Annotated in this window: 19 protein-coding genes; 17 read left to right on the forward strand and 2 right to left on the reverse strand. The window is 39.6% G+C overall.

The features are described from left to right. Positions 1–54 precede the first annotated feature (54 nt). The 14 genes from HMPREF2697_RS00060 (at position 55) to dltD (ending at position 14,268) form a co-directional block, all read left to right on the forward strand. Positions 55–651: a thymidine kinase gene (locus tag HMPREF2697_RS00060; RefSeq protein ID WP_004182369.1), complete on the forward strand. Its 597-nt coding sequence runs from the start codon at positions 55–57 to the stop codon at positions 649–651. A gap of 37 nt (positions 652–688) precedes the next feature. Beyond that, positions 689–1,768 (forward strand): peptide chain release factor 1, encoded by a 1,080-nt coding sequence (gene prfA, locus HMPREF2697_RS00065; RefSeq protein ID WP_004182370.1) that lies wholly within the window; start codon positions 689–691, stop codon positions 1,766–1,768. Then, positions 1,765–2,598, forward strand: a complete 834-nt coding sequence (gene prmC, locus HMPREF2697_RS00070; protein WP_070849081.1) for a peptide chain release factor N(5)-glutamine methyltransferase — start codon at positions 1,765–1,767, stop codon at positions 2,596–2,598. Before prfA ends, prmC begins: the two co-directional genes overlap by 4 nt. Beyond that, on the forward strand, positions 2,585–3,190 hold the full coding sequence (locus HMPREF2697_RS00075; protein WP_070849084.1) for an L-threonylcarbamoyladenylate synthase: 606 nt from the start codon (positions 2,585–2,587) through the stop codon (positions 3,188–3,190). Before prmC ends, HMPREF2697_RS00075 begins: the two co-directional genes overlap by 14 nt. A gap of 92 nt (positions 3,191–3,282) precedes the next feature. Beyond that, a complete protein-coding gene (gene glyA / locus HMPREF2697_RS00080; RefSeq protein ID WP_002891158.1) occupies positions 3,283–4,533 on the forward strand; it encodes a serine hydroxymethyltransferase in 1,251 nt (416 codons plus the stop codon). A 5-nt stretch (positions 4,534–4,538) separates the two neighbouring features. Next, the gene (locus HMPREF2697_RS00085) at positions 4,539–5,516 is read left to right on the forward strand and encodes a nucleoid-associated protein (RefSeq protein WP_004182031.1); all 978 of its coding nucleotides are present in this window, start codon (positions 4,539–4,541) and stop codon (positions 5,514–5,516) included. 1 nt (position 5,517) lies between these two features. Continuing rightward, a complete protein-coding gene (locus tag HMPREF2697_RS00090) occupies positions 5,518–6,129 on the forward strand; it encodes a lysozyme family protein (RefSeq protein ID WP_037611402.1) in 612 nt (203 codons plus the stop codon). 31 nt (positions 6,130–6,160) lie between these two features. Then, complete coding sequence (locus HMPREF2697_RS00095; RefSeq protein ID WP_045768619.1) at positions 6,161–7,900, forward strand: ABC transporter ATP-binding protein; 1,740 nt, start codon at positions 6,161–6,163, stop codon at positions 7,898–7,900. Next, positions 7,890–9,638, forward strand: coding sequence for an ABC transporter ATP-binding protein (locus tag HMPREF2697_RS00100; RefSeq protein WP_070849087.1), 1,749 nt, complete (start codon positions 7,890–7,892; stop codon positions 9,636–9,638). The genes HMPREF2697_RS00095 and HMPREF2697_RS00100 overlap by 11 nt, the downstream gene beginning before the upstream one ends. A 176-nt stretch (positions 9,639–9,814) precedes the next feature. Continuing rightward, complete coding sequence (locus tag HMPREF2697_RS00105; RefSeq protein ID WP_002885174.1) at positions 9,815–9,946, forward strand: teichoic acid D-Ala incorporation-associated protein DltX; 132 nt, start codon at positions 9,815–9,817, stop codon at positions 9,944–9,946. A gap of 8 nt (positions 9,947–9,954) precedes the next feature. Beyond that, the gene (gene dltA, locus HMPREF2697_RS00110) at positions 9,955–11,505 is read left to right on the forward strand and encodes a D-alanine--poly(phosphoribitol) ligase subunit DltA (RefSeq protein WP_070849090.1); all 1,551 of its coding nucleotides are present in this window, start codon (positions 9,955–9,957) and stop codon (positions 11,503–11,505) included. Beyond that, positions 11,502–12,749: a D-alanyl-lipoteichoic acid biosynthesis protein DltB gene (gene dltB / locus HMPREF2697_RS00115; RefSeq protein ID WP_004182380.1), complete on the forward strand. Its 1,248-nt coding sequence runs from the start codon at positions 11,502–11,504 to the stop codon at positions 12,747–12,749. Before dltA ends, dltB begins: the two co-directional genes overlap by 4 nt. A gap of 18 nt (positions 12,750–12,767) precedes the next feature. Then, positions 12,768–13,007 carry a D-alanine--poly(phosphoribitol) ligase subunit DltC gene (gene dltC, locus HMPREF2697_RS00120; RefSeq protein WP_002891149.1) on the forward strand — a complete coding sequence of 80 codons (240 nt, stop codon included), beginning with the start codon at positions 12,768–12,770 and terminating at the stop codon, positions 13,005–13,007. Then, entirely contained in the window at positions 13,000–14,268 is a 1,269-nt protein-coding gene (dltD, locus tag HMPREF2697_RS00125; RefSeq protein WP_049527939.1) for a D-alanyl-lipoteichoic acid biosynthesis protein DltD, read from the forward strand. The genes dltC and dltD overlap by 8 nt, the downstream gene beginning before the upstream one ends. A gap of 146 nt (positions 14,269–14,414) precedes the next feature. On the opposite strand, the gene HMPREF2697_RS00130 is transcribed toward dltD, so the two are convergent. Together HMPREF2697_RS00130 and pabB are read right to left on the reverse strand one after the other, a co-directional pair. Beyond that, positions 14,415–17,051, reverse strand: a complete 2,637-nt coding sequence (locus HMPREF2697_RS00130; protein ID WP_070849094.1) for a calcium-translocating P-type ATPase, PMCA-type — start codon at positions 17,049–17,051, stop codon at positions 14,415–14,417. A gap of 216 nt (positions 17,052–17,267) precedes the next feature. Beyond that, positions 17,268–18,998, reverse strand: coding sequence for an aminodeoxychorismate synthase component I (gene pabB / locus HMPREF2697_RS00135; protein ID WP_070849097.1), 1,731 nt, complete (start codon positions 18,996–18,998; stop codon positions 17,268–17,270). Between the two features lie 146 nt (positions 18,999–19,144). Here pabB and HMPREF2697_RS00140 point away from each other — a divergent pair, with 146 nt between their 5' ends. The 3 genes from HMPREF2697_RS00140 (at position 19,145) to metF (ending at position 23,062) form a co-directional block, all read left to right on the forward strand. Continuing rightward, positions 19,145–19,498, forward strand: a complete 354-nt coding sequence (locus tag HMPREF2697_RS00140; RefSeq protein ID WP_070849100.1) for a hypothetical protein — start codon at positions 19,145–19,147, stop codon at positions 19,496–19,498. Positions 19,499–19,750: 252 nt separating this feature from the next. Next, entirely contained in the window at positions 19,751–22,000 is a 2,250-nt protein-coding gene (metE, locus tag HMPREF2697_RS00145) for a 5-methyltetrahydropteroyltriglutamate--homocysteine S-methyltransferase (protein ID WP_070849103.1), read from the forward strand. Between the two features lie 186 nt (positions 22,001–22,186). Continuing rightward, on the forward strand, positions 22,187–23,062 hold the full coding sequence (gene metF / locus HMPREF2697_RS00150; protein ID WP_021144026.1) for a methylenetetrahydrofolate reductase [NAD(P)H]: 876 nt from the start codon (positions 22,187–22,189) through the stop codon (positions 23,060–23,062). The last annotated feature ends 159 nt before the right edge of the window (positions 23,063–23,221 follow it).

Here is a 23,221-nt window from a genome sequence, read left to right on the forward strand (position 1 = left end):
TACGCTTGGAATTATGATAAAATAAGTACAATACATATTTTAGAGGAGACTGGTTTGGCACAACTTTATTTTCGCTACGGCACCATGAATTCTGGGAAATCCATTGAGATTCTTAAGGTTGCCTATAATTACGAAGAACAAGGAAAACCAGTGGTACTATTGACCAGTCGTTTGGATAATCGAGATGGGGTCGGCTATATCTCGAGTCGTATTGGCATGAAGCGGAAGGCCTATCCTATTGGTGATGGTACGGATATTTTTGGTTACATTGCTAATATGGATCCACGACCTTACTGTGTTTTAGTTGATGAGGCTCAGTTTTTGACTCGTGCGAATGTCTATGATTTGGCACGAATTGTTGATGAGTTAGATATCCCAGTGATGGCTTTTGGTCTCAAAAATGATTTTCAGAACAATCTCTTTGAAGGATCTAAGTATCTTTTGCTTTTGTCTGATAAGATTGATGAGATAAAGACCATTTGTCATTATTGCTCGAGAAAGGCAACCATGGTTCTTCGTATGGAACATGGTAAGCCAGTATATGAGGGAGCACAAGTTCAAATTGGAGGACACGAGAGTTATATCTCTGTTTGTCGAAAGCACTGGTTTAATCCCCCTCAAGAAAACATAATCCCTTTGAATAAGGCCTAAAAACGACTATTAGTTATATAAGGAGTAAAGATAACAAATGAATATTTATGATCAGTTACAAGCGGTTGAAGACCGTTATGAGGAATTGGGTGAATTGCTTAGTGACCCTGAAGTCGTTTCAGACACTAAACGCTTCATGGAGTTGTCACGTGAAGAGGCAAATACTCGTGAAACTGTGACAGCTTACCGTGAGTACAAGCAAGTCATTCAAAGTATCTCAGATGCTGAAGAGATGATTAAGGAAGCAAGCGGTGATCCTGATTTGGAAGAAATGGCTAAGGAAGAGCTTAAAGAATCTAAAGCCGCTAAAGAAGAGTATGAAGAACGTTTGAAAATTCTTCTCTTGCCAAAAGACCCTAATGATGACAAGAATATTATCCTCGAAATCCGTGGAGCCGCAGGTGGTGATGAAGCTGCCTTGTTTGCAGGTGACCTTTTAGCTATGTACCAAAAATACGCAGAAACACAAGGTTGGCGCTTTGAGGTTATGGAAGCATCTTACAATGGTGTTGGTGGTATCAAAGAAGTGGTTGCCATGGTTTCAGGACAATCAGTCTACTCAAAACTCAAATATGAATCAGGAGCACACCGTGTACAACGTGTGCCTGTGACTGAGAGCCAAGGTCGTGTTCATACCTCGACAGCAACTGTTTTGGTTATGCCAGAAGTTGAAGAAGTAGAGTACGAAATTGATCCTAAGGACCTTCGTGTCGATATCTATCACGCATCTGGTGCTGGTGGTCAGAACGTCAATAAGGTTGCGACTGCGGTTCGTATGGTTCACATTCCTACTGGAATCAAAGTAGAGATGCAAGAAGAACGTACACAACAGAAGAACCGTGATAAAGCCATGAAGATTATCCGTGCACGTGTTGCGGACCACTTTGCACAAATCGCTCAAGATGAACAAGATGCTGAGCGTAAATCTACTGTTGGTACAGGGGACCGTTCAGAGCGTATCCGTACTTACAACTTCCCACAAAACCGTGTAACGGATCACCGTATTGGTTTGACCCTTCAAAAACTAGATACAATTTTGGCTGGGAAAATGGATGAAGTCATTGATGCTCTTGTTCTTTACGACCAAACTCAAAAATTGGAAGAGCTTAACAAATGATTCTAGCGGATGTTCTAGCTGACTATGAGAAGCAGCTTGAGGCTGTTGGAGAAGAGCCAGAGGCCCTATCCTTTGTTTATCGTGGTTTGAAGCAATGGGACTTGACTCATTTTGTTCTTCAATTGCGTCAGGAAGTTTCAGAGGAGGATGCTGAGCTATTAGCTCATGTATTTAGCCAACTAAAGAATCACAAGCCTGCCCAGTATATCTTGGGCTATGAAGTCTTTCATGGTTTACGTTTTCAGGTTGATGAACGAGTCTTGATTCCACGTCCTGAAACTGAGGAATTAGTGGACTTGATTTTAGCGGAAAACCCAAGCACAGAGCTTAAGGTTCTTGATATTGGAACTGGGAGTGGTGCTATTTCGGTATCCCTGAAAAAGAGTTGCCCTCTTTGGCAAGTAACAGCTAGTGACTTATCAGTGGATGCGCTAGAGCTTGCCCAGGAGAATGCTAAGCTAAATCAGGTAGCCATCAGCTTTGTTCAATCGGATGTTTTCGAAAATATTTCCGGTAGTTTTGATATCATCGTGTCAAACCCTCCCTATATTTCTGAAAATGATAAGAACGAAGTTGGGGTCAATGTCTTGGCTAGCGAGCCAAAGATGGCCTTGTTTGCTGATGAAGATGGGCTAGCTATTTATAGACAGATTATTGAGGAAGTAGATAAGTATTTGACTCCTAGTGGAAAGCTCTACTTTGAAATTGGCTATAAGCAGGGAATGGATTTGAAAAAGCTCTTGTCTCTACATTTTCCAGATAAGCGAGTGCGTGTCCTTAAGGACCAATTTGGACAAGATAGAATGGTTGTGATGGATGATGAAAAGTAAGAAAGTGTTAAGAGAAATCTTGGTTGATGGTGGTGCAGTCGTTCTTCCTACAGAGACTGTCTATGGTTTATTTGCTAAGGCTATGGATGAGAGTGCCGTGAACCATGTTTATGAGCTAAAAAATCGTCCTAGAGATAAAGCCATGAATTTGAATGTCGCTTCTTATGAAGATATCCTGTCTTATTCGAAAGAGCAGCCCGACTATCTCAAAAAAATTTATGATACTTTTTTACCTGGACCTTTGACTATAATTTTAAAGGCTAATGACCAAGTACCCAAGTGGATTAATTCAGGATTGGCGACGGTTGGCTTCCGTTTGCCAGACCATCCTGTTACTAGAGAACTGATCCAAGCGGAAGGGCCTTTGATTGGTCCCTCAGCCAATAAGTCTGGGAAGGCTAGTGGTCGTTATTTTGACCAAATAAGAGCCCAATTTGATTTCCAGGTGACTGGCTATCAAGATGACGCTGCCTTGTTAGGTGTAGATTCGACAATTTTGGATTTGTCTGTTTCACCGGCTAAAATTCTCAGACAAGGGAAGATTACAAAAGAAGACCTATTGGCGGCTCTACCCGAGTTGACCATAGAATAAATGACTAACAGAGACCTATGGAAGTGTGAGATAATTTCCGACTGTATGTGGGTGAGTTGATTGAACCCCATTAGACCTCAAAGGAGACCTCTATGATTTTTGATAAAGAAGATTACAAAGCATTTGACCCTGAACTTTGGAATGCCATTGATGCTGAGGCTGAACGCCAACAAAACAATATCGAGTTGATTGCCTCTGAGAACGTGGTATCTAAAGCAGTAATGGCTGCTCAAGGAACTCTCTTGACTAATAAGTACGCAGAAGGCTATCCAGGTAAACGTTACTATGGTGGTACAGACGTGATTGATGTGGTTGAGTCTCTTGCTATTGAGCGTGCCAAAGAACTTTTTGGAGCAAAATTTGCCAACGTGCAACCTCACTCAGGTAGTCAAGCCAATGCAGCAGTTTACATGTCTTTGATCCAACCAGGTGATACGGTTATGGGAATGGATTTGTCAGCGGGTGGACACTTGACACATGGTGCACCAGTTAGCTTCTCTGGTAAGACCTATAACTTTGTGGCTTACAACGTTGATAAGGAAACTGAACTCCTTGATTACGATGCTATTCTTGCTCAAGCTAAAGAAGTACAACCAAAACTCATCGTTGCTGGGGCTTCAGCTTACTCACGTATCATTGATTTTGCTAAATTCCGTGAAATTGCTGATGCTGTAGGTGCTTACCTCATGGTAGATATGGCTCACATTGCAGGTCTTGTAGCCTCTGGTCATCATCCAAGTCCAGTTCCTCATGCACATGTGACCACTACAACAACTCACAAGACGCTTCGTGGCCCTCGCGGTGGTTTGATTTTGACTGATGATGAAGATATCGCTAAGAAATTGAATTCTGCGGTCTTCCCTGGTTTGCAAGGTGGTCCATTGGAACACGTTATTGCTGCCAAGGCTGTTGCTCTTAAAGAGGCACTTGACCCTGCCTTTAAGGAATATGGGGAAAATGTCATCAAGAATGCTGCTGCCATGGCTGACGTTTTCAATCAACATCCAGATTTCCGTGTTATCTCAGGTGGCACTAACAATCACCTCTTCTTGGTTGATGTTACTAAAGTTGTTGAAAATGGTAAAGTTGCACAAAACGTTCTTGAAGAAGTTAATATTACTTTGAACAAGAATGGTATTCCTTACGAGCAATTGTCTCCATTCAAGACATCTGGTATCCGTGTTGGTAGTCCAGCCATTACAAGTCGTGGTATGGGTGAAGCTGAGAGCCGTAAAATTGCTGAATTGATGGTTGAAGCTTTGGAAAATCACGATAAACCTGAAGTTTTGGAGCGCATTCGAGGAGAAGTTAAAGCTCTTACAGATGCCTTCCCACTCTATTAAAAACTATGTTAGATTTATATATTAAACGCATTATCATTCACCAGTTTTCGCCAAATGATACGGAGCTGGTTTTAGCAGAAGGGCCTCTTGAAATAACACCTCGCTTAGATGAATATTTTCGAAAGAAACTCTCTAAGGTTTTCTCAGATGAGGCTAAACGTGGTTATTTCGATGCAGAGAATGTTTTCATCAGTCATTTAGGAGATGATTTGATGGAAAGCTCAGTTAAGATTGCCCAACTTTGGAAGGAAGAATTTGTCATTTCTGAAGATCAAAAGACCAATGATTTGGTCTTTATTCAGTTTGACAAAGAAGGGCAAGAATATTTTGCTTTCTTGCGTATTGCTCTCAAGGACAGTTTGATTCATTCTTTGGGAGATAGCCAACATCCTATTCAATTGTCACAAAATAATTTGCCTTCTGCAGCCCAGACACCTGATGAAGCTTTGGTAATCAATCGTAGTAGTAAGCAGTATTATTTGATTGAAAAGCGAATCAAACATAATGGAAGCTTTGCCAATTATTTCTCTGAAAATCTGTTGCAGGTCCAGCCTGAACAATCTGTCAAGAAATCGATTAAGATGGTTGAAGATACTGCTCAGAAGATTGCCGAGAATTTTAATCAGGATGATTTTAACTTTCAAGGAAAAATGAAATCTGCTATTTTCAATAATTTGGAAGAAGATCAAGAGTTATCACCTGAAAAATTGGCAGACCAGCTCTTTGATAATAATTTGACAGCTCGTTTGACCTTCGTTGATGAGCTCAAAGAGGCCATACCTGAGCCTATCTCGGTATCAGATATTGACCATTCACGTCAAATTAAGAAATTGGAGAATCAAAAATTATCGTTATCGAACGGAATTGAGTTAATTGTGCCTAATAATGTGTATCAGGATGCTGATAGTGTTGAGTTTATTCAAAATCCTGATGGCACCTACTCTATTCTCATCAAAAATATCGAGGATATCATCAATAAATAATATGTTTAAATGGATAAGACGTCTGGCGGTTTTTGTCGTAGTCCTCATCATAGGTATCCAATGCTATCGAATCCATGCCAATATTCAACATGTCTTAACCTATGAATCCATGGTTAAGGAGGTTTTGGCAGAGGACGACATTGATAATACAACCAATGTCGATTTGGTTCTGGCTATGATCTACACAGAAACCAAGGGGAAGACAGATGACGTGATGCAGTCCAGTGAAAGTTCTACAGGGGTGACCAACTCCATAACAGATCGAAAAGAAAGTATTCGTCAGGGGGTGACGGTGCTGTCGGAAAATCTGGAAGAAGCTGCCCACCATAAGGTGGATCCTTGGACAGCAGTACAAGCCTATAATTTTGGTAAGGCCTATATCGATTATGTGGCTGATAATGGTGGAGTTAACACCGTCGAACTCGCAAAGGCTTACTCTAAAAATGTCGTTGCTCCGAGTCTAGGAAACACCAGCGGGAAAACATACACCTATTACCAACCAGTTGCCATGTACTATGGTGGCGGAAAACTTTATACAAATGGCGGAAATATTTACTACGCTAAGGAAGTACAGTTTAATCTCTTTTTGATGCGTATGTTCTCACGCCTTTAAAGAGTAAGGACGTTAAACTTAGGAAAGACAAATGAAAGCATTATTAGTGTATTTTAGAGGATACGTCAAAGACAGTATCCTGGGACCCGTTTTTAAATTAATCGAAGCCAGTTTCGAACTCTTGGTCCCTCTAGTAATTGCTGGAATTGTCGACACAACTATTCCAAATAAAGACCAAAATCATCTGTTTATGATGATTTTTCTCTTGTTCGGACTTGCCGTTATTGGGGTTGTTGTTGCTATTTCAGCACAGTATTTTTCATCCAGAGCAGCAGTTGGCTATGCCCGAGGTTTAACCAATGATTTGTATGCGAAAATCATGCGTTTATCAAAGGAAAAGCGGGATGAGATTGGAACGTCAAGTTTGGTGACACGTTTGACTGGTGATACCTTTCAAATCCAAACGGGTATCAATCAATTTTTGAGGCTCTTTTTGAGGGCGCCAATTATCGTGACAGGAGCCATTATTATGGCATTCCGAATCAGTCCACGCTTGACCCTATGGTTTCTTGGCATGGTCTTGGTATTGACCCTTATAATTGTACTAGCTAGTCGCATCGTCAATCCTTTATACGCCAAGATTCGAGTAATTAATGAATCAATTGTTACCAATACGCGTCAACAACTTGAAGGTATGAGGGTTATTCGGGCTTTTGATCAAAGTGAGCGTGAATTAGATAACTTTACTGGTGTCAATAAAGACTTGAAGAAGTGGCAGCTCAAAACAGGAGTGATAGCAAGTCTCATTAGTCCTTTGACTTTCTTGGTTGTTAATATGACCTTGATTGCTATCCTTTGGCAGGGAAATCTGCAAATTCAAGGTGGCCTTTTGTCTCAAGGGATGCTGATTGCTCTAGTCAATTATCTCTTGCAAATTTTGACGGAGCTCCTTAAATTGGCCATGATGTTGACTAATCTGAATCAAAGTTTTATTTCAGCGAAACGGGTACAAGCTATTTTTGAACTCCAAGATGAGGATATTGAGGCACCTTTAGAAGTCCGCACTTCTAGTCAGGCTTCTACAGTGCTAGCTATTGATCAGATGACCTTTACCTATCCTACAGCTAGTTCGCCATCACTCCAAGAGATTCATGTCAGTCTTACTCAAGGTCAGTCACTAGGTATTATTGGTGGTACAGGTTCAGGTAAATCGACATTGGTGAACTTAATCATGAACTTATATCAGCCTCAGATTGGTTCGCTAGCTATTTTCAAAGATCAAAAATCACCAAAAAACCTTAAAGAGTGGCGTTCTTGGGTTGCCTATGTCCCGCAAAAAGCTGAGTTATTTAGAGGAACCATTCGTTCAAACTTGTCCTTAGGACTTGACCACGAACCGAGTGAGCAAGAACTGTGGCATGCGCTTGACATGGCTCAGGCTGCTGATTTTGTAAAAGACAAGGATCTTGGTTTAGATGAGCCAGTTGAGTCATTTGGCCGTAATTTTTCGGGGGGTCAACGTCAACGTTTGACTATTGCGCGTGCGCTGATGAGACCAGCACCATTCTTGATTTTGGACGACTCAACCTCAGCCCTAGATTACCTAACTGAAAGTCGCTTACTAGCGGCTATCAGAGACAATCTTAAATCAACGAGTCTGATTATTATTTCGCAAAGAACAAATAGTCTAAAAGCTGTTGATCAAATTTTGGTGCTTGATAAGGGACATCAAGTTGGCTTGGGTAATCATGAAGAATTGCTTGCCACAAATAAACTCTATCAAGACATTCATTATTCTCAACATCAAAAGGAGGTCGCTGATGAAGGCTAGAAATAATAAATCAACGCTTAAACGTTTAAGTAGAGATATCTTAAGTCAGCGTTACCTCTTTGCCTTAGCAACTGTTGGGACCATTATTCAAGTTGCCTTAACGGTTTACTTACCTATCTTAATTGGTGATGCAGTGGACGCTGTTCTTAAGATGAACGCCGTTCTATTGATGTCACGTTTAATTTGGCAGATGCTTGTAGTTATCTTAGCTAATAGTGCAATCCAGTGGCTTAACCCTTTGATTTATAATCGATTGATTTATTCATATAGCGAAAGTTTACGTGAACGAGTCATGATGAAAATTCATGCTATGCCTCTCAGTTACCTTGATCGTCAAGGAACTGGAGACATGGTTAGCCGTGTGACTACAGATAGCGATCAGTTAAACAACGGACTTCTCATGGTCTTTAACCAATTTTTCGTTGGGCTTTTGACTATCTTTGTCATAATCATTACCATGGCTCGCTTAGACTGGTTCATGATGCTATTAGTTCTAGTGATGACGCCTTTGTCAATGCTTGTGGCACGTTTTATCGCAAAGAAGAGCTACCAACTCTATCGCAATCAAACTAAATGGCGAGGCATGCAGACTCAGTTGATTGAAGAAAGTTTGACTCAAGAAGCTTTAGTACAGAGTTTAAATGCACAAGACCAGATGGTTAGGAGTTTTAAAGACGTTAATGGTAAGTATGCCGATTATTCACAGGGCGCTATCTTTTATTCGTCAGCAGTTAACCCAGCTACACGTTTTGTCAATAGTCTGATCTATGCTCTTATTGCAGGTGTTGGTGCCTATCGAATCATGTCGGGTGGTGCTTTCACAGTGGGACAATTGACTACCTTCCTAAATTATGTCACTCAGTATACGAAACCTTTTAATGATATCTCATCTGTTCTATCTGAACTTCAAAGTGCTTTGGCCTGTGCTGATCGCCTTTATATGATATTGGATGAAGAGGAAATAACAGAAACAGGTAAGGCGGTCTTGGAAGAAGCAGATGTGCAGGGACGTTTTCAATTTGATCATGTCCAATTTGGCTATTTGCCTAATAAACCTCTTATCAAGGATTTGAGCATTGATATCCCTGTAGCAAGTACTGTTGCCATTGTTGGTCCAACAGGAGCGGGAAAATCTACATTGATTAACCTACTCATGCGTTTCTATGATTTGGACAAGGGAAATATTCTACTGGACGGTAAACCTATTACAGATTATACCCGTGAGAGTCTTCGGAAACAGATTGGGATGGTTTTGCAGGAAACTTGGCTTGAGGTCGGTACTATTCATGATAATATTGCCTATGGAAATCCAGAAGCCAGTCGTGAAGAAGTTATAGCAGCGGCCAAGGCTGCCAATGCAGATTTCTTTATTCAGCAGTTGCCTCAAGGCTATGACACCTACTTGAATGATGCGGGGCAATCCCTTTCACAGGGACAACGTCAGCTTTTGACCATTGCTCGCATATTTGTCAATGTGCCTAAAATCCTAATCTTGGATGAAGCCACTTCTAGTATTGATACCCGTACAGAGCTCCTCATTCAAGAGGCCTTCGCTAAATTAATGAAAGGTCGAACTAGTTTCATCATTGCCCATCGATTGTCTACCATCGAAAATGCGGATCTTATTTTGGTCATGAATAATGGGGATATCGTTGAACACGGAACCCATGAACAACTGATGCAAGCTAAGGGAATGTACTATCGTATGCAGACGGCCCAAAAGACACAAAATAGTTAAATCCGACAGAGCTTTTAAGCTCTGTTTTTTTATGATTTTAGCCAATCATTTATCACGGAAACTTATTAATGAAAAAGAAATGAAATTTAGTTATTTTTTCTTTTTTATTGGAAAAAATACTGATAAGATGGTAAACTAAAGAGGATATTATATAAAAAAAGGTATCGAAAATTAGAATGTTAAAACATAAAAACGTCCTGGTATTTTTAGGACAAACCTTGCTTTATTTCGCCATTTTTATGGCCCTAATTTATCTCTACAATTACCTAGGACAAGGTCAAGGTAATTTTATCTATAACGAATTTTAGGAAGAATAATGACGAATACAAAAATTAAAGATATGATCGAAACGATTGAGCAGTTTGCTCAATCACAACCTGACTTTCCTGTTTACAATATTTTAGGGGAAGTTCACACTTACGGTGACTTAAAAGCTGACTCGGATAGCCTAGCTGCCAAGATTGATAGTCTTGATATTCCAGAAAAATCACCTGTTGTGGTTTATGGTGGTCAAGAGTATGAAATGTTGGCGACTTTTGTCGCTTTGACTAAATCTGGTCACGCTTATATTCCAATTGATAGTCACTCAGCTCTTGAGCGCGTGACGGCAATTGTTGAAGTGGCAGAGCCTAGTCTGATTATTGCTATCAATGACTTCCCACTTGAGGATGTCCAAGCACCAATCTTAACATTGGATCAAGTGACAACAGCTTTTGAAAGCAAGACTAGCTACGAAGTGACTCATCCTGTTAAGGGGGATGATACTTATTACATCATCTTTACCTCAGGAACTACAGGTAAGCCTAAAGGGGTCCAAATTTCACACAATAATCTCCTTAGTTTCACTAACTGGATGATTACGGACAAGGAATTTGCGACTCCAAAACGTCCTCAAATGCTGGCTCAACCGCCTTATTCATTTGACCTATCGGTAATGTACTGGGCACCAACATTGGCGCTTGGAGGAACACTCTATGCGCTTCCTTCAGCCATTACACAGGACTTCAAGAAGCTCTTTGAAACGATCTTCTCACTTCCAATTGCTATTTGGACATCAACACCATCTTTTGCAGATATGGCAATGTTGTCTGAAGACTTCAATGCAGAGAAGATGCCGAAAATTACGCATTTCTATTTTGACGGAGAAGAGTTGACTGTCAAGACTGCTCAAAAGCTTCGCCAACGTTTCCCAGAAGCACGTATTATCAATGCTTACGGACCAACTGAAGCAACTGTAGCCTTATCAGCAGTAGCAGTAACTGATGAGATGCTGGCTAACCTTAAGCGTTTGCCGATTGGTTATACCAAGGAAGATTCACCGACTTATATTATCGATGAGGAAGGCAATATCCTTCCAAATGGTCAACAAGGTGAAATCATCGTCTCAGGACCAGCAGTTTCAAAAGGATATATGAACAATCCTGAAAAGACTGCGGAAGCCTTCTTCGAGTTTAATGGCCTTCCTGCTTACCATACTGGTGATGTAGGAACGATGACTGATGAAGGTCTCCTTCTTTACGGTGGTCGTATGGACTTCCAGATTAAATTTAATGGTTTCCGTATTGAGTTAGAGGATGTTTCACAAAACCTTAATAAGTCTAAGTATATTGATTCAGCAGTAGCTGTGCCACGTTACAATAAAGACCATAAGGTTCAGAACCTCTTGGCTTATGTGATTCTTAAGGATGGTGTTCGTGAGCAGTTTGAACGTGAAATTGATATCACCAAGGCGATTAAGGCTGACTTAGAAGATATCATGATGTCTTACATGATGCCTACTAAGTTCCTCTATCGTGAGAGCTTGCCTTTAACACCAAATGGGAAAATTGATATCAAGGGTCTTATCAGTGAGGTTAACAACCGATGATTGACTTCTTGAAACAGCTCCCCCATTTAGAAGCCTACGGTAATCCCTTCTATTTTATCTATCTTGGATTAGCTCTATTGCCAATCTTTGTGGGTCTCTTCTTTAAAAAGCGTTTTGCGATTTATGAATGTTTGGTCAGTCTAGCCTTTATTGTTCTCGCTCTGACAGGAACACATGCTAGCCAATTACTAGCCTTACTTTTCTATATCGTTTGGCAAATCATCTGGGTTTATTCTTACAAACATTACCGCAGTAAAAAGGACAATAAATGGGTTTTCTATTTACACTCATTTCTTGTAGTCCTTCCCTTGATTTTTGTTAAGGTAGAGCCTGCGATAAATGGTACTCAGTCACTCTTAAACTTTCTTGGCATTTCTTACTTGACCTTCCGATCAGTTGGTATGATTATCGAGATGCGGGATGGTGTCTTAAAAGAGTTTACACTTGGAGAATTCCTCCGATTCATGCTCTTTATGCCAACCTTTACGAGTGGTCCTATTGATCGTTTCAAACGCTTTAACGAAGATTACAAAGCGATTCCTGAGCGAGATGAGCTGATGAATATGTTGGAGCAAGCTGTCAAATATATCATGCTTGGTTTCCTCTATAAGTTTGTTTTGGCTCAGATTTTCGGAAGTATGCTCTTGCCTTCACTGAAAGCACAAGCTTTGGCTCAGGGTGGTATCTTTAATTTACCAACACTTGGTGTCATGTATGTTTTCGGTTTTGATCTCTTCTTTGACTTTGCGGGTTACTCGATGTTTGCCTTGGCAGCATCATACCTTATGGGGATAAAGAGCCCAATCAACTTTGACAAACCTTTCATCTCACGAGACTTGAAAGAATTTTGGAATCGTTGGCATATGAGTTTGTCTTTCTGGTTCCGTGACTTTGTCTTTATGCGTTTGGTTATGGTTTTGATGCGAAACAAGGTTTTCAAAAATCGTAACACGACATCAAATGTGGCCTATGTCATTAATATGATGGTTATGGGATTCTGGCATGGAGTTACCTGGTACTACATTGCTTATGGTATTTTCCATGGTATTGGTCTAGGAATCAATGATGCCTGGTTACGTAAGAAGAAAACTATTAATAAAGAGCGTAAGAAAGCAGGTCTTGAGCCACTTCCTGATAATAAATGGACGAAGGCTTTGGGAATCTTTATTACATTTAACACTGTTATGTTGTCATTCTTGATTTTCTCTGGATTCTTGAATGACCTCTGGTTCACTAAAAAATAAGTAAAGGAATTATAAAAAATGGATGTAAAATCAGAAGTTATTGAAATTATTGATGAACTCTTCATGGAAGATGTTTCAGACATGATGGATGAAGACCTTTTCGATGCTGGTGTTCTTGATTCTATGGGAACAGTTGAGCTTATCGTTGAATTGGAATCACGTTTCGATATTCGTGTGCCAGTTTCAGAATTTGGTCGTGATGACTGGAACACAGCTAATAAGATTGTTGAAGGGGTAACGGAGCTTCGCAATGCTTAAGCGTTTATGGCAAATTTTTGGCCCTATAATCTGTGCCTTAGTCTTGGTAGTAGTAGTTATTTTTTCCTACCCTCAAGGCAGAAAACATAGTTATGAGGTTGAAAAACGTAGCGCAGTAACCTTGACAACTGAGAACTTTAAGAGCCGTATTAATAAGACGACAGCTCTTTCTGATAAGAATCATCGATTTGTCCCTTTCTTTGGGTCTAGTGAGTGGTTGCGTTTTGATGCCCTTCATCCAGCTGTTTTAGCTGAAAAATACGACCGTAACTATCGCCCATATTTTATTGGACAACGTGGGGCTGCCTCTCTAAACCAATATTTGGGAATGCAACAAATGCTTCCTGAATTGAAAAATGGGACAGCAGTCTACGTCTTGTCACCACAGTGGTTTACTAAAAAAGGTTACAATTCTGCGGCTTTCCAGCAGTTCTATAATAACGACCAACTTAGTAGTTTCTTAAGTCAAAATCAGACGGATGCAAATTCTCAATATGCTGCTCAGCGTATCTTAGAGATGAAACCTGAGATTACTATGAAATCTCAACTTTCTAAAGTGGCTAATGGGCAAGATTTAAATTCTCTTGATAAGACTTATATTCAAATTATGGCAGAGCTTAATAAGCGAGAAGATGCCTTGTTCAGTCCTTTTGCAGCATCAAATAATGCAAATTACGACAAGAAGGTTCTTCCTTATCTTAAAGAGTTGCCAGACAAGTTCTCTTACGAGGCACTTGACCAGGTTGCCGTAAGAGATGCAGAAGCCCATACCAAGTCAAACGACTTTGGTATCGATGACCGTTTCTATAAGAAACGTTTGGCTAAAAAGATTGGTAAACTTAAAGGGTTCCAAAAGAATCTTTCGTATGAAGTTTCACAAGAATATGGTGACCTACAGTTGGTGTTAAATCAATTTGCTAAGTCAAATACTAATGTCATCTTTGTTATCCCACCTGTTAATAGCAAGTGGATGGCTTATACGGGACTAAGTCAAGAAATGTATGATGCTACGGTTTCTAAAATCTGTTATCAATTAGAAAGTCAAGGCTTTACAAATATTGCTGACTTCTCAAAAGATGGAGATCAACCTTACTTCATGCAAGATACCATTCATATGGGATGGAAAGGATGGGTAGCCTTTGACAAGGCTGTTGATCCATTTGTAAGTAATCCAACACCTGCACCTAGCTATAACTTGAACGACCGCTTTTATAGTAAGGATTGGGCAGGTTATACAGGGGCTCCTAGTCAGTTTAAGTAGTATTACTTAATAAATCAAAAAGGCTTGTTAAAGCCTTTTTATGTTATGATCTTTCCACGGTATCACCTTCATAAATTATAAAAAGGATTGGGAATTACGCCAATCCTTTTTATCCTTTTAAGTTTTACAATACGTTAAACAGATAGTTATTTGTTTTTAGTTAGAGCTTTTCGAATTAAATCTGCAGGGATAATCAAAACCGCGATAAGAAGAGCAACGATATAGTGTTGAACGTCCATTGGAACGGTACTAAATACTTTACCACCGAATTGAATAATCAAGGTTTGAACGACAGCAATAGAAATCATTACAATTGAGAATTTCTTGTTTTCGCCGATATGTTCAAAAACATTGAATCCGTTACTACGTGTATTAAGTGAGTTGAAAATGACAGCATAGATAAATACTGTAAAGGTGAATGTTGTTACCATTTCAAAATTGCCAGTTCCATTTGTGATAAAGTCTTGGATACCACCAACATTTTTAAGAATGGCTAAACATACAAAAGTAATGAAGACGCTGGCTACACCGATAGCAGATTTCATATAACCAGTAAGAATATTTGCCTTCTTAGAAACTGGCTTTTCATTCATGTAACGATCTAGCGTAGGTTCTTCACCAAAGGCAAGGGCAGCAAGTGTGTCCATGATAAGGTTAATCCAGAGAATTTGGATAATTGTGAATGGTTCTTTGAGGCCCAAAAGTGGTGAGAGAAGTGACATAGCAATTGTAGTCACGTTAACGGTTAATTGGAAGATAATGAATTTACTTACTGACTTACTCATAGTACGTCCATAGAGGACAGCTTTCTCAATAGAAGTCAATGAGTTATTCAAGATAACGATATCTGAGGCTTCACGTGCGACTTCAGTACCATCACCCATTGAGAATCCGACATCAGCTGATTTGAGGGCAGGTGAGTCATTGACCCCATCACCCGTCATACCAGCAACCATATCGAGGTCTTGAGCTGCCTCAATAAGACGTTTTTTATCCATTGGAAGGGCACGACTGACCACTTTTAAGTGAGGCAATTGTTGTTTAAGTTCTTGATCTGAGAGGGCAGAGAGTTCATCGTGAGTAAGGACAAGGTCATTTTGACCAGTAACGATACCGGCTTCTTTAGCGATAGCAACAGCGGTTTCTTTACGGTCACCAGTTACCATAACTACTTGAACCCCTGCACGGTTCATTGTTTCAACAGTTTGTTTAATTGAAGAACGAACGTTATCACGGATACATACGATACCAATCAAGACTTTATCATTACCATCTGTATTTAGGATAGCAAGCAAACGCATTGAACGATTAGCTTGTTCCAATGATAATTCTTGGAAACGAGCTTTAATATCATCTGTAAAGTTTTGTTTATTACCCTCTTTATCAAGATAGTAGTAGCAGTCGTTTAGGATGAATTCTGGAGCACCTTTGATGTAGGTTTTTCCATCGTTAGTCGTTACACTTGCGAATTTTGTTGCTGAGTTGAATTGTTGCTTCTCAGTAATTGTATTCGTATCGAAATCAAGTTGAGAACGTCCGATAAGGAAATCAAGAAGTGCACGATCAGTGGCGTTACTACCAACAGCACTGCCATCAGCTACCATGGCATCGTTATTAAGACCGATACCATTAATCATTTCAGCTTTTAGGCTATCTGACATTGTGTCAAAATCAGGAGCATCAGTTTCACCAGTAGCCGCATAAAGTGTTCCATCAGCAAGGAAGAAGTCAACTACAGATAGTTTACCTTCAGTGATAGTACCAGTCTTATCACTGAAGAGGATATTCATGTATCCGGCTGTTTCAATGGTATCAGGATGGCGAACCAAGATATTTTGAGCTAAAAGTCGTCCTGAGTTCATTGAAGAAACGAGTGCCAACATCATTGGAAGACCTTCTGGAACGGCCATGATGATGATTGTAACCGCAAAGAGAATTGTTTCAATGATAAGAAGGAAGATTGAACCACCATTGAGGTTATTAGCCTTATTAAGGGCAATAAAGCCTAAAACAAGGTTGATTACTGAATATGCAGCACCTGCACTATAACCGAGGACACCGATGTTTCCAGCAAGCTTGTTGAGTTTTTCTTTGGATGGTGAATCTTTACTATCTTCTTGAAGAGAAGTATTGATGCTTCCTAGAACGGTATTATCACCAATTTGTGTAGCTTCCATAACGGCTTCGCCTGAAGTAACAACTGTACCACGGAAGACTTTGAGCTCTGTAAAGAGGTCGGAAGAGTCTGGCTCTGCTTGATCACCAAGAGGAAGTTTTTTAGCATCTTCACTTTCACCATTAAGGACAGCTTGGTTTACTTTTAATTCACCTTCCAAGATGATACCATCAACTGGGATCTTGTCCCCTGATTGAAGGAGAATCTGATCACCTTTCACAATATCATCAACGAGAACCTCTTTAAGTTTACCATCACGATAAACCTTAGCATTAGTTTTTGAAGCCTCTTCCTGAAGAGTGTTGAACTTTTGCTCATTTCGGTATTGTGAGACTGCTGAAAATCCTGTAGACATCAAAATGGCGAAAATTAGTGAGATAGCCTCATACCAATTAGCTTCACCAATAGCAGGGAAAATCATTCCAACAAAGTTGAAGATGATTTTTAATCCTAAGGCAGCCAAGAGGATAAGAATCCATTGATCTTGGAAGGCTTCGATAAAGATTGAGAGGAGCGAGTTTGCCTCTTTACTAGAGAGCCTATTATCGCCATGGGCGTTTTTACTTGCTTGAACTTCAGCAGAAGTCAAGCCTTTAAATTTTTTCATTTAAGGTTTTGTATCCTTTCTAAATTATTACTGAGTTTTAAGGCTAGTAAATTATAAGCCAAAAAGTTCATCATTACAGTCACGATAACTGAATAACCATCAGTAAGTATTATACTTTATTTTACTATTAAGTTGTTGATTTTTCACCAATAGAATATTGAAGTTTCTTTTCTCTTTAGCAAGTGTAGGAGTGTACAAAGAACCCGCATTTTTTATTTAGAGATAATTCTGTTTTTTCACCTTCAATTCATACAACCCTCTCACCGCATTGCATCCATAGATGGCCTGAGCCTGTTCCATATCTTTTAAGGTCAAGACTTTTTCTTTAAGCTTATTATCAGCAATAAGTCTTTGTCTGTAGATGCCATTTAAGAGGCCGAGGTGAACGGGTGGTGTGTAGAGTTGGTCTTGGATTTTAAGAACGATGTTACCGATAGAGGTTTCTAGGAGTTGCCCCTCATGATTATAATAAATTTGTTCGTGAGGTTCGATACTAAGGTGAGGACGGTAACTTGTTTTGAAGAAGGTATAGGGGCTATCCAACGGATGCCTTTGCTCAACTAACCTTGCTTGGCAGAAGTCATTAGATAAGTTTGTTAATTGGGTATGTTCAAACTTCAGTTCACCATCTTTTGCAAGTGACATTTTAAGACGGTAGTCTTTGTCAAGGTTTAGTGATTGGCACAGAGCTTCGACTTGATAGTGTGCTTTTTCTGCATTGAAAGGATAGTCAAAGTAGCGACTGCTCTCTTGCAAGCGTTTCATATGCTCCTCAAGAAATAGCAGTTTTCCTTGATGGACACGACCAGTTGAAATGAGATTGAATTTGGGGTTCTGACGGTATAGAACAGCAGCTTTTTGCTTGGTTTCTTCATATTCAGCTTCCCAGTTGCTATCCCAGGTAATACCTCCTCCGACACCATAGATAGCTTTGGTTCCTTCCATTTGTAGTGTTCGAATGGCCACGTTGAAAATACTAGGTCCCTGTGGCACCAAGATACCAATAGCTCCACAATAGACACCTCGAGGCTGTTTTTCAACCTTCTTAATAATCTCCATGGTTGCTATTTTTGGGGCACCTGTAATCGAGCCGCATGGAAAAAGGGCTTGGAAGACATCGCTTAAACTACTATTTGGTAGGAGTTGCGTCTCAATAGTCGAAGTCATTTGCCAAACCGTAGAGTATTGTTCAACTTGGCAAAGGCTCTTGACATCCTCACTTCCTATTTTTGAAATACGATTCATGTCATTTCTAAGAAGATCGACAATCATCATATTTTCAGAGCGATTTTTCTGATCCTGAGCTAGCCACTGGGCTTGTTTGAGGTCAGATTCACTTGTCAAACCACGATTAGTAGTACCTTTCATAGGACGAGTGGTCAATCTATCACCATCTTTTTTAAAAAAGAGTTCTGGGCTTATGGAAATGATAGAGACATCATCGTGCTGAATAAAGGCATTGTAATGTGCATTTTGCTCAACAACCAATCGGTTATAGATGGCAAAGGGATCAGCTGTCAGGTTCTGTTGAAGTTGAACAGTATAATTGACCTGATAAGTATCACCTTGTCGAATATGGTGGTGTATTTGCTCAATAGCAGCCTTGTATTCCTCTGCAGAAGTTAGCTCTTGCCAAGATTTTGGTAAGGCAATTGGCTCATAAGCAAGTGGAATAGGCTCTATTTGAACAGTTTCATGAATAGTGAAGTAGAGGAGATACTCTGACATTAATGGACCATCAATAACCTGAAATTTTGTCTCGAAGGCAGGGGCTGCTTCATAGGAAACATAACCTACTGCATAATAGCCTTCATTTTGATAGGCTTCGACTTCAGCTAAAAGGTGCTTAACTTCCTTAATGTTCTTTGTTTTTAGTTCTTTAATGGCATCAGTAAAGATTTGTCTGGCGCCAAGTTCCTTAAAATCAATAACAGTTTTCTTATGCATACTTAAAGTATAACATAAGAAGTTTCCCTCTGGTTCTTTTTCATGTTTTAATTCTCTTTCTCAAAATTTTAACTAAAAATGAACTTTTTTGACAGTTTTACATATGTTATAATAGTAGTGACTAAAAGAAGATTTCAGAGGGAAGTATGACAAAAAAAAACAATTTAAAGAAGGGCAACAGCAGTTTTTTACATAAAAAAATGAAAAGAGGGACATCTAAAAGTAATTCATGGAAGCATCAAATGTACGAGCTAGAAATTGCCATTGCTAAAGAGTCAAGTAACAAAAAAAGAAATGAACTTATTAACATTCATAATAGCTATATGAGTGAGTATGATAGCTTAAAGAAACAAATCATTTGGTTAGTCGTATTGGGAATTTGTTTCTTATTGGTATTGGTAGTTTTTGGTTATTATATTTGGAAAAGTTACAATAGTGAGAATATGTCTTATACATCATCTTGCCTTCAAGAGAAAGTACTGAGCACCTATAGAGCTTAGTATCCTAATCCTAGTAAATAATAGAGTCTCTAGACAAAAGTCTAGGGATTTTTTGTTATAAAAAAGGATTTATCAGGTTGGTATATAGTTATTAGCTATAACAATATCTAAACAAAAGGAGATAACAGGAGCTGGAAACCCTTTGTTTTATAGGTTATAGTCTAAAACTATATATAGAGAAAACTAATAGCAATTATACAGACACCCATTTCTTTGGTAAGATAAGTTCAACAACAAAGAGGAGGACACAAGATGTCAACTACTATCATTGGTTTCCCACGTTTGGGTGAATTCCGCGAATTAAAATTTACAACAGAAAAATACTTTAGAAATGAAATTACTGCAGATGAACTTTTAACAGCAGCCAAAGACTTGCGTGCAAAACACTGGAATATTGTTAAAGAGAAGGGTATCAGTGAAATTCCTTCAAATGATTTTTCACATTACGATAACTTCCTTGATGCAGCTTTCCTTTTCAATGTCGTACCTGAATCTGTTCAAAACTTGGATTTGACAGATCTTGAACGTTACTTTGCTTTGGCGCGTGGTTACCAAGGTGAAAAAGGGGATGTACGTGCCCTTCCTATGAAAAAATGGTTTAACACTAACTACCATTACATCGTTCCTAAATTTGAAAAAACAACAGAAGTTAAACTTGCTGGTCACAAGATTTTTGATGAGTACCAAGAAGCTAAAGAATTGGGGCTTAACACACGTCCAGTTGTCGTTGGACCATTCACATTCCTTCAATTATCTGACTTTGAAGATGGTGTGAAAGCAGAAGACTTTGTAGACAGCTTTGTGGCAGCTTACCAAGAAGTCTTCGCAAAATTGGCTGAGCTTGGTGCGACTCGTATTCAACTCGATGAGCCAGCCCTTGTTAAAGATTTGACAGCTGAAGAAAAAGCTCTCTTCTTGAATATCTACAACAAACTCTTGGCTGATAAAAAAGGTCTTGAAGTCTTGATCCAAACTTACTTTGGTGATGTTCGTGATGTCTACAATGATCTTGTGAACTTGCCAGTTGATGGTATTGGTCTTGACTTTGTTGAAGGTAAGAAAACACTTGAATTGGTTAAAGGTGGTTTCCCAGCTGATAAGACTCTTTATGCCGGAATTGTCAATGGTAAAAACATCTGGCGTAACAAATACGAGAAGAGTCTTGAAATTCTTGAACAAGTGCCAGCTGAAAATGTTGTTTTGACAACATCTTGCTCACTTCTTCATGTACCATTTACAACTGCTAACGAAGAATTTGAACCAGCTATCTTGAACCACTTTGCTTTTGCGGTTGAAAAATTGGACGAATTGCGTGATTTGGATGCTATCCGCAATGGTCAAGGTGCAGAAGCCCTTGCTGCAAACAAAGAACTCTTTGCGACTGAGCGTGTTGGTGAAAATGCTGAACTTCGTGCCCGTATTGCAGGCTTGACTGAAGCTGATTACACTCGTTTGCCAGCATTTGCAGAACGTGAAGCGATTCAAAAAGATGCTTTCAAACTTCCATTGCTTCCAACAACAACTATCGGTTCATTCCCTCAAACTAAGGAAGTTCGTGCTAAACGTTTGGCTTTCCGTAAGAATGAATTGTCACAAGAAGAATACGATGCTTTCCTTGCTGAAATCACTGATGAATGGATTAAATGGCAAGAAGAAGTTGGATTTGACGTGCTTGTACACGGTGAATTCGAACGTAACGACATGGTTGAGTACTTCGGTCAAAACTTGTCAGGCTACCTCTTCTCTAAAAATGGTTGGGTACAATCATATGGTATGCGTGGGGTTAAACCACCAATCATCTGGGGTGATGTCACTCGTCTTAACCCAATAACTGTGAAATGGTCTAGCTACGCACAAAGCCGTACTGACAAACCTGTTAAAGGTATGTTGACTGGACCTGTTACTATCCTTAACTGGTCATTCCCACGTGAAGACATCTCTATTAAGGATTCAACTCTTCAAATTGCTCTTGCAATCAAAGATGAAGTCCTTGACCTTGAAGCTGCAGGCGTGAAAATTATCCAAATTGACGAAGCTGCTCTTCGCGAAAAATTGCCACTCCGTCGTAGTGACTGGTATGAGGATTACCTTGACTGGGCAATTCCAGCCTTCCGTTTGGTACACTCAACAGTAGCACCAGACACACAAATCCACACTCACATGTGTTACTCAGAATTTACAGATATCATTCCAGCTATCGACAACTTGGATGCTGACGTTATCTCATTTGAAGCTAGTCGTTCAAATCTTGAAATCTTGGATGAACTTAAAGCTCAAAACTTCCAAACAGAAGTTGGACCTGGGGTTTACGATATCCACTCACCACGTGTCCCACAAGACGGTGAAATTGACCACACTATCGAAGCAATCTTGGCTAAAGTACCAAGCGGTAAAGTATGGATCAACCCTGACTGTGGTTTGAAGACTCGCGGAATCAAAGAAACTAAAGAAAGCTTGATCAAGCTTGTAGAAGCTGCAAAAGCAGCTCGCGAAAACTTGTAAGCAGAAGTTATCATATGTTGAAGACCTTCTTCCTTAAGTGTAGAAGGTTTTCAATAGCGAATAATGTTCTAAAGATTTTTGCAAGCAGGCTATGATTAACAAGTGTTTAACTGAACTCATGAAGTCAGTAGGCACTTAAAACAGCTTTCGTCTTAACAAAAATCTAAAAAGAAGAAGGTATAAAATATGACAAGCCAAACACCATCACTCTCTTTTGAAGTCTTTCCACCTAACCCAGCAGTAGGTAATGAAAAAATCCTACGTGCTCTTGAGGATATGCAAGGATTGGCTCCACACTTTATCAGTGTGACAGCTAGTAATAACAAATATAATATCAAAGAGACGACGGTTCCTTTGGCAGATCATATTCAAAATGACCTAGCTATCCCAACGATTGCCCACCTTCCAGCTATCTATTTGAGTAAAGAAAAGGTTGCTGATACCTTACGTGACTTGGATGCCGTTGGTGTACACCGTATCTTAGCCCTACGTGGCGATATCATTCCTGGTGTGGAACCTCTTAAAGACTTTAAATATGCCACTGATTTGATTGAATTTATCAAGGAAGAAGCTCCTCAATTTGATATCATCGGTGCCTGCTATCCTGAAGGGCATCCAGATTCGCCAAATCAAATCTCTGATATCCAAAACCTTAAGAAAAAGGTTGATGCAGGTTGTTCTGGTCTTTTAACCCAACTCTTCTTTGACAATGAACGTTTCTATGATTTTCAAGATAAATGTACCTTGGCTGGAATTGATGTACCAATTCATGCGGGTATTATGCCAATTTTGAATCGTAACCAAGCTCTACGTTTGCTTAAGACTTGTGAGAATATCCATTTGCCACGTAAGTTCCGTGCCATTTTGGATAAGTATGAGCATGATCCTGAGTCACTTAGAGCGGCAGGTCTTGCTTATGCGATTGACCAGATTGTCGACCTTGTTACTCAAGATGTTGCAGGCGTTCACCTCTACACCATGAATAATGCAGAAACTGCTCGTCATATTCACGAAGCGACTCATTCCTTATTTAAGCATCATTCACAAGTTAGCGCTCTATAATTGAATCATAAAACTACCACCTATAGTTTAATCTATAGGTGGTTTCGTGTTTATAGTATGAAAAAAGTGACTTCCTTAATTCTAGTAGTGTAATGTATAAAAAAGACTCAGAGCTAAGCTCTAAGTCTCAGATTGAAGACAAAGTCCTCAGAAGTTATA

It is taken from the genome of Streptococcus sp. HMSC064D12 (assembly GCF_001837205.1).
Lineage (GTDB): Bacteria > Bacillota > Bacilli > Lactobacillales > Streptococcaceae > Streptococcus > Streptococcus salivarius_D.

What these genes read in the sequence shown, in the direction of transcription:
- metE (WP_070849103.1), top strand. Translation starts at nt 19,751, where the DNA reads ATGTCAACTACTATCATTGGTTTCCCACGTTTGGGTGAATTCCGCGAA.
- HMPREF2697_RS00140 (WP_070849100.1), top strand. Translation starts at nt 19,145, where the DNA reads ATGACAAAAAAAAACAATTTAAAGAAGGGCAACAGCAGTTTTTTACAT.
- HMPREF2697_RS00075 (WP_070849084.1), top strand. Translation starts at nt 2,585, where the DNA reads ATGATGAAAAGTAAGAAAGTGTTAAGAGAAATCTTGGTTGATGGTGGT.
- HMPREF2697_RS00095 (WP_045768619.1), top strand. Translation starts at nt 6,161, where the DNA reads ATGAAAGCATTATTAGTGTATTTTAGAGGATACGTCAAAGACAGTATC.
- HMPREF2697_RS00085 (WP_004182031.1), top strand. Translation starts at nt 4,539, where the DNA reads ATGTTAGATTTATATATTAAACGCATTATCATTCACCAGTTTTCGCCA.
- HMPREF2697_RS00100 (WP_070849087.1), top strand. Translation starts at nt 7,890, where the DNA reads ATGAAGGCTAGAAATAATAAATCAACGCTTAAACGTTTAAGTAGAGAT.
- HMPREF2697_RS00130 (WP_070849094.1), bottom strand. Translation starts at nt 17,051, where the DNA reads ATGAAAAAATTTAAAGGCTTGACTTCTGCTGAAGTTCAAGCAAGTAAA.
- metF (WP_021144026.1), top strand. Translation starts at nt 22,187, where the DNA reads ATGACAAGCCAAACACCATCACTCTCTTTTGAAGTCTTTCCACCTAAC.
- glyA (WP_002891158.1), top strand. Translation starts at nt 3,283, where the DNA reads ATGATTTTTGATAAAGAAGATTACAAAGCATTTGACCCTGAACTTTGG.
- HMPREF2697_RS00105 (WP_002885174.1), top strand. Translation starts at nt 9,815, where the DNA reads ATGTTAAAACATAAAAACGTCCTGGTATTTTTAGGACAAACCTTGCTT.
- HMPREF2697_RS00090 (WP_037611402.1), top strand. Translation starts at nt 5,518, where the DNA reads ATGTTTAAATGGATAAGACGTCTGGCGGTTTTTGTCGTAGTCCTCATC.
- dltC (WP_002891149.1), top strand. Translation starts at nt 12,768, where the DNA reads ATGGATGTAAAATCAGAAGTTATTGAAATTATTGATGAACTCTTCATG.
- dltA (WP_070849090.1), top strand. Translation starts at nt 9,955, where the DNA reads ATGACGAATACAAAAATTAAAGATATGATCGAAACGATTGAGCAGTTT.
- prmC (WP_070849081.1), top strand. Translation starts at nt 1,765, where the DNA reads ATGATTCTAGCGGATGTTCTAGCTGACTATGAGAAGCAGCTTGAGGCT.
- dltD (WP_049527939.1), top strand. Translation starts at nt 13,000, where the DNA reads ATGCTTAAGCGTTTATGGCAAATTTTTGGCCCTATAATCTGTGCCTTA.
- pabB (WP_070849097.1), bottom strand. Translation starts at nt 18,998, where the DNA reads ATGCATAAGAAAACTGTTATTGATTTTAAGGAACTTGGCGCCAGACAA.
- dltB (WP_004182380.1), top strand. Translation starts at nt 11,502, where the DNA reads ATGATTGACTTCTTGAAACAGCTCCCCCATTTAGAAGCCTACGGTAAT.
- prfA (WP_004182370.1), top strand. Translation starts at nt 689, where the DNA reads ATGAATATTTATGATCAGTTACAAGCGGTTGAAGACCGTTATGAGGAA.